Annotated in this window: 11 protein-coding genes; all 11 read left to right on the top strand. The window is 52.0% G+C overall.

Annotated features, from left to right (window positions below; translation table 11 throughout):
• The first annotated feature begins 53 nt into the window (after positions 1–53).
• Positions 54–1,160: an ABC transporter ATP-binding protein gene (locus P0X86_RS29105; protein WP_277747102.1), complete on the top strand. Its 1,107-nt coding sequence runs from the start codon at positions 54–56 to the stop codon at positions 1,158–1,160.
• Positions 1,144–2,835, top strand: a complete 1,692-nt coding sequence (locus tag P0X86_RS29100; RefSeq protein WP_277747101.1) for an ABC transporter permease — start codon at positions 1,144–1,146, stop codon at positions 2,833–2,835. The genes P0X86_RS29105 and P0X86_RS29100 overlap by 17 nt, the downstream gene beginning before the upstream one ends.
• Before the next feature lie 77 nt (positions 2,836–2,912).
• Positions 2,913–4,169, top strand: coding sequence for an extracellular solute-binding protein (locus tag P0X86_RS29095; RefSeq protein WP_277747100.1), 1,257 nt, complete (start codon positions 2,913–2,915; stop codon positions 4,167–4,169).
• A gap of 66 nt (positions 4,170–4,235) precedes the next feature.
• Positions 4,236–5,093: a protein phosphatase 2C domain-containing protein gene (locus P0X86_RS29090; RefSeq protein ID WP_277747099.1), complete on the top strand. Its 858-nt coding sequence runs from the start codon at positions 4,236–4,238 to the stop codon at positions 5,091–5,093.
• A 107-nt stretch (positions 5,094–5,200) separates the two neighbouring features.
• Positions 5,201–6,136, top strand: coding sequence for a DNA-binding transcriptional repressor DeoR (locus P0X86_RS29085; protein WP_277747098.1), 936 nt, complete (start codon positions 5,201–5,203; stop codon positions 6,134–6,136).
• A gap of 390 nt (positions 6,137–6,526) precedes the next feature.
• The gene (deoC, locus tag P0X86_RS29080; protein WP_277747097.1) at positions 6,527–7,192 is read left to right on the top strand and encodes a deoxyribose-phosphate aldolase; all 666 of its coding nucleotides are present in this window, start codon (positions 6,527–6,529) and stop codon (positions 7,190–7,192) included.
• 84 nt (positions 7,193–7,276) lie between these two features.
• Positions 7,277–8,455: a NupC/NupG family nucleoside CNT transporter gene (locus P0X86_RS29075; RefSeq protein WP_277747096.1), complete on the top strand. Its 1,179-nt coding sequence runs from the start codon at positions 7,277–7,279 to the stop codon at positions 8,453–8,455.
• 83 nt (positions 8,456–8,538) lie between these two features.
• On the top strand, positions 8,539–9,717 hold the full coding sequence (gene deoB / locus P0X86_RS29070) for a phosphopentomutase (protein ID WP_277747095.1): 1,179 nt from the start codon (positions 8,539–8,541) through the stop codon (positions 9,715–9,717).
• A gap of 23 nt (positions 9,718–9,740) precedes the next feature.
• Complete coding sequence (deoD, locus tag P0X86_RS29065; protein ID WP_009589537.1) at positions 9,741–10,448, top strand: purine-nucleoside phosphorylase; 708 nt, start codon at positions 9,741–9,743, stop codon at positions 10,446–10,448.
• A 177-nt stretch (positions 10,449–10,625) separates the two neighbouring features.
• The gene (locus P0X86_RS29060) at positions 10,626–11,927 is read left to right on the top strand and encodes a pyrimidine-nucleoside phosphorylase (RefSeq protein WP_096776890.1); all 1,302 of its coding nucleotides are present in this window, start codon (positions 10,626–10,628) and stop codon (positions 11,925–11,927) included.
• Positions 11,928–12,456: 529 nt separating this feature from the next.
• Positions 12,457–13,419 carry an MraY family glycosyltransferase gene (locus P0X86_RS29055; protein WP_090913318.1) on the top strand — a complete coding sequence of 321 codons (963 nt, stop codon included), beginning with the start codon at positions 12,457–12,459 and terminating at the stop codon, positions 13,417–13,419.
• Positions 13,420–13,635: the final 216 nt, after the last annotated feature.

Raw genomic sequence — 13,635 nt, 5'->3', positions numbered from 1 at the left:
GGGGATGGCTGGTTGATCCGTGGGCAGTCGTCCTCTCGGATATGGAGGCATTCATGAGTCAAGTGGTATTCGATCATGTTACAAAATACTTTGGAGAGAACAAGGCGGTTAATGATGCGCATTTTTCAATAAACGAAGGGGAGTTTTTCACCCTGCTGGGACCGAGCGGCTGTGGGAAAACCACTCTTCTCCGAACGATTGCCGGCTTCTATAAACAGGAGGAAGGGGATATCTACTTTGGCAGCCGAGTCATTAATGACGTGCCTACCCATGAGCGCAATATCGGGATGGTGTTTCAGAATTACGCAATCTTCCCTCATTTGAGTGTGTTTGACAATGTGGCCTACGGGCTTCGCGCCCGGAAAATTTCGAAACGGGACATCGAGAGCCGGGTGATGGAAGCGCTGGAGCTGGTGGAGCTGGCCCATCTTCGCAACAGGATACCTGGCAACATGAGCGGGGGACAGCAGCAGCGGATTGCTCTGGCAAGAGCAATTGTCATTCGTCCCGCACTGCTGCTAATGGATGAGCCGCTGTCCAATCTGGATGCCAAGCTCCGGGTGAAAATGCGGACCGATATCCGTCAATTGCAAAAGGAGCTTAATATCACCACTATTTATGTGACGCATGACCAGGAAGAGGCGCTCGCCGTTTCGGACCGGATCGCAGTGCTGAGTGAGGGAGTCATTCAGCAGATCGCATCTCCGAGGGACATCTATCAATACCCCCGGAATCAGTTCGTGGCCAATTTTATCGGTACTTCCAACTTTCTGGAAGGAACCTGCACGTCTGAATTGGGCGGAGACGACGGGATCGGAACAGTACGATTGCTCGGCAAAGAGACGCAGCTGCCAATCAAACAATCTTATTCAGGCAAAGTGATTTTTTCAATTCGTCCCGAGCGGGTGCAGATCAGCGCGGAACCAAGTCCCACTTTTGCCTTTGAAGGAATCGTTCAAGCTGTCAGCTTCTTGGGCGATAAGGTGAGTTACTTAATGAAGCTTGAGGACGGGACCTTTATCGATGTACATGATTATCCGGGCAAAACCCTAATTCTGTTTCAGGAGAAGCAACGGTTGTTTCTGGATTTTCAGCTTCAATGGTCCGTTATGTATGACAGCGTTGGCCTGGAGGTGATCTATCGTGCAGGCGAAGCTTAAGCCCGTCTGGTCTCCGACCGCCCGAGAGCGTCTGCTGCTCAGAAGATGGGATTTCTGGACGTTGGTAACCGTATGTGTGTATATCTTCATGCTGGTGTTCATTATTTACCCGCTGGTGTCTCTGCTGTTAAACAGCTTTATCGGCAAGGACGGGAGCATAACCCTGCAGAACTACCTGGATTTCTTTCAGCTCAAGTATTACCATCAGGCTCTGCTGAACAGCTTTCTTGTATCCGCGTTGGCAACCGTGCTGGCGATTCTGATCGGCACCCCGCTAGCCTACATCGCAACAAGATACGACATCAAATGCAAAGGCTTGATGCAGATGATGGTTATTATGTCTCTGCTATCTCCGCCATTTATCGGAGCGTATTCATGGATTTTATTGATGGGCAATAACGGCTTTGTTACGAGGTTCATCCGGGAGTTGGGGATTGATATTCCTTCCATCTACGGCTGGCACGGGATTGTCATCGTATTTGCCCTGCAATTCTACCCACATATTTTCCTGTATGTATCCGGTGCACTCAAGACGATCGATACTTCGCTGGAAGAAGCATCCGAGAGTCTGGGAATGACAGCATGGAATCGTTTGCGAACCGTGACGCTGCCGCTCATATTTCCTACGCTGTCGGCAGGGGCACTGATGGTATTTATGGCTTCATTTGCCGATTTCGGCACCCCAATGCTGCTTGGGCAGGGCTATAAAGTGCTGCCGATTCTGGCCTACGAACAATTTATCAGTGAGATGGGCGGCAACCCAGCAATGGCCAGCACACTGAGTGTGGTCATGATCTTTTTCTCAACAGCCGTTTTGTTTGGTCAGCGGTATTTTGTATCCCGCAAAAATTATTCCATGACCGGCATGCGAACGCCGACGGTGAAGAAGCTGAAGCGGATGCCGACGGTTCTGTTGACCGTGCTGGCATTTATTCCAGCCTGTATATCCATTATGCCCCAGCTGACCGTGCTTGTGACCTCCTTCCTTGCGAAAAAGGGACCGGTGTTCCATAGCGGATTCAGTCTAGACAGCTATAAAGAAGTGTTCTTCCGAGTGCCCAAAGCGATCATGAATACGTACTCTTACTCTGTGTTGTCCATCATCGTCATGGTTATTGCGGGCATGCTCATCGCTTATATTCTCGTGCGGCGAAGGTCCAAATTCACGGCTTTTATCGACGGCATCATTATGATTCCCTATATCATGCCGGGCACCGTGCTTGGTATAAGTCTGATCATTGCCTTTAACAAGCCGCCGATAGTGCTGACCGGAACATGGATTATCCTTGTCATTGCCTACGTGATACGAAAAATCCCGTACACGATCAGGTCGAGTACGGCGGTTCTTCACCAGCTGGACCGAAGCGTGGAAGAGGCTTCGATCAGCCTTGGCGTGCCGCCGATGAAAACTTTCTTCAAAACGACGGGCCGGCTGATGGCGCCAGGCGTTATATCCGGAGCCATCCTCAGCTGGATTACAACGATTAATGAATTAAGCTCCACGCTTGTTCTGTATTATGGAGCAACGGCGACCATATCCGTCACGATCTACAGTGAGGTTTTTACCTCCAATTACGGCACCGGCGCCGCACTTGCCTCTATTCTTACGGTGACTACGCTTATATCGCTGCTGATTGCGAACAAGTTGTCGGGCAGCAAGGGTTTGACCTTGTAACTTATGCTTGCGATGCTCGATTTGGTAGTTCTCCTTCAATATTGCTTCCTTTTATAATGTAAAAAGAGGAGGGGTGCATGCTGGAGCGGAAAAATCGGATTTGGAGCAAGAATGGGCTGATCTGGATTGTCTTTGTACTGATTATTGCCGGAAGTCTGGTCGTTTACTCGACTTATTTCCGGCGGCTCGGGCATCCGCCGGAGCAGAGGATCAAGGAAGTCGAGCGAATGGAATGCTGGATTTACAGCAGTGAATGGGAACCGATACTTAAGTCCTTGCAGGCTCGTTATCATGAAGTGGAGATGAATGTGCGCACCTTCCAATCGTATGAGGCGCTGCATTCGGAATTGTCAGCTGCCATCTCTGCAGGACGTGCTCCGCAAATTGCGGAATTGAACAATGCCTACGGTCTGGCGGAATGGGCAGAAGACGGGGCGCTCGTGCCCATCAAACTGCCAGGTGAGACAACGGACCTAACGGCTTCAGCCCGCAATGCGTTCACGTTTCAAGGTAAGCTGTGGGCGATGCCTGCCGGTGCATCGATTCCGGTACTTTACTATAATCAAGACAAGCTTCGGAACGCAAGTTTTCAGAGAGGACTGGAATTTGCGGATCTTGAGCAATTAAATGAAGAGATTTCAGGCTGGGTGAGAGGTCTGAACCATCGCAATGCGTCCATCAAGTGGAAGCAGGTATTGGCGGTGGATGAGAATTTGGCCTTTGTTTTTTTGAATATGTGGGGCCATCCGGCAGAAGAGGAGAGGGGAGAGCGGCTGCTTGAACTTCTCGGGGCATGGAACAGGCTGGTGTTTGATTCCGGTGTGATGTTTCCTCTGGAGCACCGACTGGCTCTGAGTGAATTCATGGACGGACAGATTCTGCTTCTGGTATCAAGCTCGCAACATATGCAGTGGATGGATAAGTATATTGCAGGCAAGTTCAATTATGGCGTAGTTCCTCTGCCTGGAGCAGTGGACCAAGGGGTCTCGCCGGGCTTTAGCGCTTTCGCAGTGCTTGCCGGGGGAGGCAACAGAGAACTGGCGAAGGAGCTTGTTAACCACATCGCTTCCCCGTATATACAGGACACTTTGCTGGATGCGACAGGCTATATGCCGGTCCGTCAAGACAGCCTGGACTCGCTGGCGCGGCAAACAGCGGAGGGGACCCGTTATAACATGTTGTTACGGCTGGTCGGGAATGATGACGGGATTGCACCAATGTCTGACGATTACAGACGTTGGAACCGAATCGATGAAACACTGAAAGCCTTGGAGATAGAGCGTAGACCGGATCTGGAGCAGAAGGCGGCCGATCTGCTGCCCCTTCTTCCCTGATCTGTCATACAGAGATTGGAGAACGAGATCATATGCGGGGGAGCTCCGTGGGAGGGATATGAAAACATGATGAAAGTGCAAAATTTGTCGATACAGGGGAGCGGTATCTGGAACGAGGATGCGCTTATTATCAACGATCAGCTGCAGATATACGGCGTTATAGACGGTGCCACTTCGTTGGTGCCGTTTCGAGGCTCAGAGGGGGAGACTGGCGGACGGATTGCCTCGCAGTTGTTAAAGCGATACTTTGAGCAGATTTCACCGGAAGAAAAGCGTAATCTGGAGCAGTTGACCCGTGAGGCCAATCGCATATTGGGAGTGGAAATGCAGGCGCACGACATACCGACCGATTCCAAGGATCAGTTATGGACGGCGGGAATTGCAGTGATCCGGATTACTGACCATTATATCGAATATGCTCAATCAGGCGACTGCATGATTATGGGTGCCTATGCTGACGGGTCTGTGCGCATGGTGACACGGGACCATGTGGCGCATATTGATTATGAATCCAAGCTAATCTGGGAACAGGCCGTCCTGGCCGGAGTCCAGTCGAAGGATCAGTTATGGGAGTTGGTGAAGCCCCGCATTCTCAAGAATAAAGAAAAAATGAATACGGCCAGAGGCTACTCCGTTCTGAATGGACGCTCGGACGCGGAGGATTTTATTGAGTACGGCAAGATTAACCGGATTCAGCTTGAGGAGCTGCTGCTGCATACCGACGGACTCTATTATCCTGAAAAATTGGTGAATGGGGGCAGACGGACCTCCGAGGAAATTTTGTTCCGCAATATTAAGTCGCGGGGACTGAATGAGTATGCCGATTGGCTGGTGGCGTTGGAACATAGCGATCCGGAATGTATTACCTATCCACGATTTAAATTGTCTGACGATAAATCTGCGGTTTTGATCAGACTGGGGTAACCTTAGTTCAAGATATATGCCTGCTCCAACTCGCTATCGAATTTTGTGTCAGATCACGTTATAATGGACCCAATTCGGTTACGACATAAATAAAAGTGGGTTGGATCATGGATCAGGATAAACAGCGCCTCAGCATTGAGGCGGCAAGATTGTACTATATGTCGGATTACAGCCAGCAGGATATCGCCACGAGACTCGGCGTTTCCCGCCCTACGGTCTCCAGGCTTCTTCAGCACGCCAAGGAGCAGGGGTACGTGCAGATCAGCATCGTGGACCCTCTCGAGGACCTGGGCGCTTTGGCCGAAAGGGTGAAGAAGGCTTACCGTTTGGAACACGTGCTGGTGAGTTATTCTCCCGTCAACGAATACCGCGAAATCCAGAAGCATATCAGCAAAAAGGCAGCCGATTACCTGCATGAAACGGTCCAGGATGCGGATATCATCGGCGTTACCTGGGGAACGACCATGCATGCCGTGGCGCTTCAGCTGCAGCAGAAGCCCGTTCGGGGCGTCGAGGTCGTGCAGTTGAAGGGCGGCGTCAGCCATTCGCATGTGAACACGTATGCCGCCGAGATCGTCAATCTGTTCGCCGAGGCTTACCACACGATGGCGAGATATTTGCCGCTGCCGGTCATCTTCGACACCACGGAGCTGAAGGAAATGGTGGAGAGGGACCGGCATATCCAGCGGATTATCCAATTAGGCAAACAAGCCAATATCGCCATGTTTACGGTGGGCACCGTTCATGAGGACGCGCTGCTGTTCCGGCTCGGTTATCTGAGCAAGGAAGAACAGAAGCTGCTCCAGCGCATCGGCGCGGGAGATATTTGCTCCCGTTTTTTCGATGCGGAGGGCAGGGTGTGCAGCGAGGATATCAACAATCGTACGGTGGGCATCGATTTGGACGATTTGCGCCACAAGGAGAAATCGATTCTCGTGGCAGGCGGGCAGCGCAAGGTGGAGGCCATCCGAGCTGCGCTGATCGGCAAGTATGCAAACATCCTGGTAACGGACCAGTTTACGGCGCAAGCCTTGCTTCTATGAAATGTCCAACATATTGTGCAGTTTTACGGCACCTCGTTCCGGAAGGTCGAAGCGGCAATCAGCTTCCTCTTGACTGGACGGGGTGTTTTTTTGCGTATTGGAAATCAGCTTCCCCAAGCCGTATGGGAGGCCGATTCTCTGTTTATGTTTACGCTGACAGGGTATAGAGCATAGTAAACGGCGTGAATTGTTAGATTATTCCTGAATGATGAATAGTCCTTCAGCGAACAATGATAAATATCATTGCCATAAATCGGAATGAACATATTTTCAATATATGTTTTACATATGTTCAAGGCTGTGATATGATGGTCCCGTCTAAAGGATTAAGCGTTATGATAGCGCTTTTACGAGATTGCATAAAAACAATATAAGGAGTGTTTTAACCAGATGAATATAGCAGGAATGATCGACCACACGCTGTTGAAGGCGGATGCAACCCAGGCCGAGATCACGAAAATTACGGATGAGGCCAAAAAGTACGGATTTGCTTCGGTTTGCGTGAACCCGACTTGGGTATCCTACTGTGCTGAGCAGCTTGCGGGCACGAGCGTCAAAGTATGCACCGTTATCGGCTTCCCGCTGGGGGCTAACACGACGGCTGGTAAAGCTTTTGAAGCGAAGGATGCCATCGCTAACGGGGCTACGGAGGTTGATATGGTCATCAACATCGGAGCGCTGAAAGACCGGAACGATGAGCTGGTGCAGCAAGATATTCAGGCTGTCGTGGATGCAGCAAAGGGCAAAGCCCTGGTCAAGGTCATCATTGAGACAAGCCTCCTGACAGAAGAAGAGAAGATACGTGCGTGCCAGCTGTCCGTGAAAGCCGGAGCCGATTTTGTCAAAACCTCCACGGGATTCTCTACAGGCGGAGCTACTCCGGAGGATGTCGCCTTGATGCGCAAAACGGTCGGTGAGAACACGGGCGTTAAGGCTTCGGGCGGCGTGCGCAGCAAGGAAGACATGGATCGCATGATTGAAGCGGGCGCAACGCGTATCGGAGCCAGCTCCGGCGTGAAAATTATGGAGGGCGGCCAATCCAGCTCTTCCTACTAAACCGTTTATTGGGGTATAAGGTTTTCGATAATTCGGTAGCCATGCCATCTATCAAAAAAATTCACCTATGGGGGAACATCGACGATGAAATTTCTAATCGCCATACTAGGTTTGCTGGTCGTATTCGGTCTTGCGTTCCTTATCAGCAATGATAAACGCAACATTCGTTATCGTCCGCTGGCTGTCATGATTGTGCTGCAGCTGATCCTTGGATTCATACTGCTGAACACCAATGTCGGCGAGTATCTTGTCAAAGGGATAGCGAATACGTTTAAAGCGCTGCTTGATTACGCCGGAGCCGGAATCGAGTTTGTATTTGGCGGCATTGCCAATGAAGGTGCAGGTCCGTTCTTCCTGAATGTCCTGCTGCCGATCGTGTTTATTTCCGCGTTGATTGGTATACTTCAATATATTAAGGTACTGCCGTTTATCGTAAGATATATCGGCCTCGTCTTGAGTAAAGTCAACGGCATGGGTAAGCTGGAGTCTTACAATGCGGTAGCTTCCGCGATCCTGGGGCAATCCGAGGTGTTTATCTCGGTCAAAAAACAGATCGCCTTAATTCCGAAGCACCGCATGTATACGCTCTGCGCTTCCGCGATGTCCACGGTATCGATGTCGATCGTCGGCGCATACATGACCATGATCGAGCCGCGGTATGTGGTGACCGCGCTTGTATTGAACCTGTTTGGCGGATTTATCATTGCTTCCATCGTCAATCCCTACAAGGTGGAGAAGGAAGAGGATATTCTGGAGGTGCAGGAGGAGGAGAAGCAATCCTTCTTCGAAATGCTGGGCGAATACATCATGGATGGTTTCAAGGTCGCGATTACCGTTGCGGCGATGCTCCTCGGCTTCGTTGCTTTGATCGCAATGATCAACGGCATTTTTGATATGATTTTCGGAATCACCTTCCAGGAGCTGTTAGGTTACATCTTTGCTCCATTCGCTTTTGTGATGGGCGTGCCTTGGAAAGAGGCGGTGGATGCAGGCAGCATCATGGCTACCAAGCTGGTATCGAATGAGTTCGTCGCGATGCTTGATCTGGCCAACTTCACGAATATGTCCGAACGCACCGTAGGTATCGTATCCGTATTCCTGGTGTCCTTCGCCAACTTCTCCTCGATCGGCATCATTGCCGGCGCGGTCAAAGGCCTGAACGAGAAGCAGGGGAACGTGGTTGCCCGCTTCGGCCTAAAGCTGCTGTACGGGGCGACGCTGGTGAGCGTGCTGTCGGCTACGATTACCGGACTGTTCCTGTAAGCCTGGCAGGAAACGAGCTACTGCAAGCGAGCCTTATGGATAGTTTGATTTAAAAACTCATAAATGAGGGGGAGCACTTGGATATGGAACGTTTTGACCGAATTCACTTGATCGTATTGGACTCCGTTGGCATCGGGGAAGCACCGGATGCGGCTGATTTTGACGACATCGGCTCCGACACGCTGGGGCATATCGCCCGCGAATGCGGCGGGCTGAACATGCCGAACATGGCAGCGCTCGGGCTGTCCAACATCCGGGAGATCGAGGGCGTCCCTGCAACGGATCAACCTCGGGCTTACTATACGAAGATGCAGGAAGCTTCGAATGGCAAAGACACCATGACAGGCCATTGGGAGATTATGGGCTTGTATATCGATACGCCATTCCGCGTATTCCCGGACGGGTTCCCGGACGAGCTGATTCAGCGCATCGAAAAGAAAACCGGACGCAAGGTTATCGGCAACAAGCCGGCCAGCGGAACGGAGATTATCGAAGAGCTTGGCGAAGAGCATGTAAAAACAGGGGCTTTGATCATCTATACCTCTGCCGATTCCGTGCTTCAAATCGCTGCGCATGAGGATGTGGTTCCTCTCAAGGAGCTGTACGAGATTTGCGAGTTCTGCCGCGAAATTACGCTGGAAGATCCGTATATGCTCGGCCGGATTATCGCCCGTCCTTTTATTGGCGAGGCGGGGAGCTTCAAGCGTACGGCGAATCGGCATGACTATGCCTTGAAGCCTTTCGGACGTACGACGATGAACGAGATGAAGGATGCCGGTCTTGACGTCATCGCCCTCGGTAAAATCTCCGATATTTACGACGGGGAAGGCATTACGAAGGCAGTCAGAACCGTATCGAACATGGACGGCATGGATAAAATGGTGCAAACCCTGGATGAATCCTTCAAGGGGTTGAGCTTCCTGAATCTCGTGGATTTCGATGCCGTCTACGGACACCGCCGCGACCCGAAAGGATACGGCCAAGCGCTGGAGGATTACGATCGGCGCCTGCCGGAGGTATTCGAGAAAATGACGGAGAACGATCTCCTGATCATCACGGCCGACCACGGGAATGATCCTACTTACAAGGGCACGGACCATACGCGAGAATACGTGCCGCTGCTTGTATATTCCCCTCGCTTCGCGGAAGGCAAGGAACTGCCGCTTCGCAAGACCTTTGCCGACATCGGTGCCACGGTTGCCGACAACTTCGGCGTGAAGCTGCCGGAGCACGGAACCAGCTTTTTGAATGATTTGAAATAATCGAACAAGTGGAGGAATGGGACATGAGTACACATATTGGAGCGAAACCGGGAGATATCGCCGAGTCGATTCTGCTGCCAGGCGACCCGCTGCGGGCTAAATTCATTGCCGAGACGTATTTGGAGGACGTGACCTGCTACAACGAAGTGCGGGGGATGCTCGGATTTACGGGAACCTATAAAGGAAAACGCATTTCCGTGCAGGGTTCGGGTATGGGCGTGCCTTCCATCGGGATCTATGTCAATGAACTCATTCGGGAATATGGCGTCAAAAACCTGTTCCGCGTCGGAACCTGCGGCGCGATGCAGGAGCACGTCCGGGTGCGCGACGTCATCCTGGCCCAGGCGGCTTGCTCGGATTCCGGCATGAACCGTCACCACTTCAACGGTTATGATTTCTCCCCGATTGCCAGCTTCCCGCTGCTTCTCGGCGCGTATGAGCGTGGCAAGGAGAAAGGCCTGAAGATGCATGTCGGCAACGTGTTCACGTCCGATGTGTTCTACCGCGAGGACAAATCCGTCGTGGAGAAGCTGATGCAGCATGGCGTGCTCGGCGTGGAAATGGAGACGACGGCGCTCTACACGATCGCGGCACGATTCGGCGTGAACGCCCTGACGATCCTGACCGTTAGCGATCACTTGCTCACAGGGGAAGAGACTTCTTCCGAGGAGCGTCAAACGACGTTTAACGAGATGATGGAAGTCGCGCTGGATACGGCGATTTCATTGTAAGGAAACTGCCCTGAGCGCAGAAGGCGGAATTGTTTTGGAGAAGCGACCAGGTCGCCTTTGCCCACGGATTCCAACAATAAGGAATCTGGGGGCAGCGGCGATCGAAAGAACAGTCCGTATTTGTAGTGATTCCCGTGGAAGGAATACAATCATCGCAAACAGTGAGGAGAATGTACGATGAGAATGGTTGATTTAATTGCGAAGAAACGCGACGGCAAGGAACTGACAACAGAAGAGATCAATTTCTTTATCGACGGATATACCAAGGGAGACATTCCCGACTATCAGGTGAGCGCCATGAACATGGCGATTTATTTCCAGGACATGTCCGACCGGGAACGGGCGGACTTGACGATGGCGATGGTAAACTCCGGCGAAACGATTGATCTGTCCGCAATTGAGGGAATCAAGGTCGATAAGCATTCCACCGGGGGCGTAGGCGACACGACGACGCTGGTGCTGGCTCCGCTCGTAGCGGCTCTGGATATTCCGGTAGCGAAGATGTCGGGACGCGGCCTCGGCCATACCGGAGGAACGATCGACAAGCTGGAATCCATCGAAGGCTTCCATGTGGAGATCAGCAAAGACGAATTTGTGAACCTTGTGAATCAACATAAAATCGCCGTCATCGGCCAAACCGGAAACCTCACGCCGGCGGACAAAAAACTGTACGCGCTCCGGGATGTGACGGCCACCGTCAATTCCATTCCGCTGATTGCAAGCTCGATCATGAGCAAGAAGATTGCCGCCGGTTCGGATGCGATTGTGCTGGACGTTAAAACCGGCGCTGGCGCGTTCATGAAAACGGTGGAGGATGCCAAGGAACTGGCACACGCCATGGTCAGCATCGGCAACAACGTCGGCCGTAAAACGATGGCGGTCATCTCCGATATGAGCCAACCGCTTGGGGCCGCGATCGGCAATTCGCTGGAAGTGCAGGAAGCGATCGATGCGCTTCGCGGCGAGGGTCCGAAGGATCTGGAAGAGCTGTGCCTGGCGCTGGGCAGACAGATGGTGTATCTGGCCCGGAAGGCCGACTCGCTCGAAGATGCCGAAGAGAAGCTAAAAGAGGTGATTCGCAACGGCAAGGCACTGGAGAAGTTCAAGGAATTCATCCAGAACCAGGGCGGAGATTCGTCCGTGGTGGATCATCCTGACCGTCTGCCGAAGGCACAGTATCTCATTGAGCTTCCCGCGCAGCAGGACGGCGTTGTCGCCGAGCTGGTAGCGGATGAGATCGGTACGGCGGCGATGCTGCTCGGGGCCGGCCGCGCGACGAAGGAATCTGAAATTGATTTGGCGGTAGGCCTGATGCTGAACAAGAAGGTCGGCGATGCCGTGAAGAAGGGGGATTCCCTTGTCACGATCCATGCCAACCGCGAGAACGTGGACGACGTGAAGCAGAAGCTGTATGAAAGCATTCGAATCGCTGATCATGCAGATGCGCCTATATTGATCTATGACATCGTGACGGAATAAGGTGAATCCCGATCCGAAGCGAGCCATAACCTAAACGCTGGCGCTGTTTGGAATGAGTGCCTCGTACGCTGTCCGGAATGAGTACCTCGTACCCCGCGCGCTGCCTCTTCCCGCGTGCCTGCGCGATATGCAAACCTGCCCTCGAAAGTTATCTGAACGAGGGCAGGTTTTTTTGGCGGTCATCGTCATAAACGGGGGATGAACCCTCATAGGATGGTAATGGGGAAAACGTAAGGCATTTAACGGGAGAGGGAGATGCGTAGTCCGGCAAGAGCCATCCTGCCATTCAAGGAGGCTTTTGGCCATGACCATCGATCAGTTGATTGCTTTGCTGGCACTTATCGTTATGATCATTGGGCTTGCGGTGAAGAAGGAGTCTTAACCGATGAGTCCGAAAAGGGCTGCTGCTAAGTAGAAATTCTACGGATGCGGCGGTCTTTTTCTTTTTGATAGGTTGATAGGATTCGCTATAAGTCATATACTTAGATTGCAATGTTCTCCATTATTCATCATTCATTGGGAGGAAACCATGCTCTATTTTGCAGCGTTTGTCATATCCATGGTGCTGGTGTTGGTATTGATTCCGCCATTTCGCAAACTTGCGGTCAAGATTGATTTTGTGGACAAGCCAAGGCCGGACAGCGAGCGGAAAATACACCGCGAGCCGATACCGCTGACGGCGGGAGTCGCCATATTCATCGGATTTTTCATCACTTATTTTGCGCTTACAGGTACCATCTCAAGGGAAGCGGTAGGTATCTTTATCGGTAGCGCGTTGATTCTTGGGATCGGCCTCGTGGACGATTGGTATAAGTCCCAGGGCAAGGAGCTGGCTTCGCTGCCGAAGCTCATTGTACAGGTCAGCGCAGCCGTCGTTGTATACAGCTACGGCATCGCGTTCGAAGGATTCAACAATCCGTTTACGGGTCACTATATTAACTTGCCGGAATGGCTGCAACTGATCTTAACGATTCTGTGGATCTTCGGCGTTACGACGGTTATTAACTTCTCGGACGGCATCGACGGGCTGGCAGGAGGGCTATCCGCCATATCCGGAGGTACGCTGTTTGTTGTCGCGATTACGATGGGCCGAGGCGAATCCGCCTTGCTCGCCGTCATACTCGTAGGAGCCGCGCTGGGATATTTAAGGTACAACAAGCCGCCGGCCAGAGTGTTCATGGGGGATGCCGGCGCTACCTTCCTCGGGTTCATCCTTGGGATTATTGCTCTGGACGGCGCGTTTAAGGGTGCAACCCTGGCGTCCTTGTTCGTTCCCATCTTTGCGCTGGGCGTGCCGATCTTCGATAATATCATCGTGGTCATCCGCCGAATGCTTCAATCCAAGCCGATCTATCAGGCCGATGCCTCCCAAGCCCATTATCGTTTGCTGGCAACGGGGCTCAACCAGAAGCAGACGCTGGTATTCCTGTGCCTGCTGAACCTCTGCTTCGGACTGGCTGCGATCATACTCGCCATGAACGGCGGCGCTTGAGGCGTATAAGCCTGGCATAAGCTTTCTTTAGTACGTAATTGAAGTCTCGTCTCCAGATCGATGTTGGTGGCGGGACTTTTTTTTAGAGATAAGAAAGTATAAACTTCGGAGGCTTACCATCCTTGTCTCGCAAGAAAAACTTCCGCTAAATGCGGTCTGTCTTCTGAGAAAGTACGTCGATAGCCGTTTTTGTTATTACAATGGTAGAAGGATACG

This window comes from Paenibacillus sp. BR1-192 (assembly GCF_029542445.1).
Lineage (GTDB): Bacteria > Bacillota > Bacilli > Paenibacillales > Paenibacillaceae > Paenibacillus_AQ > Paenibacillus_AQ lautus_A.
The sequence above is the reverse complement of the archived record's forward strand: the minus strand, read 5'-3'. Positions and strand labels throughout refer to the sequence as shown.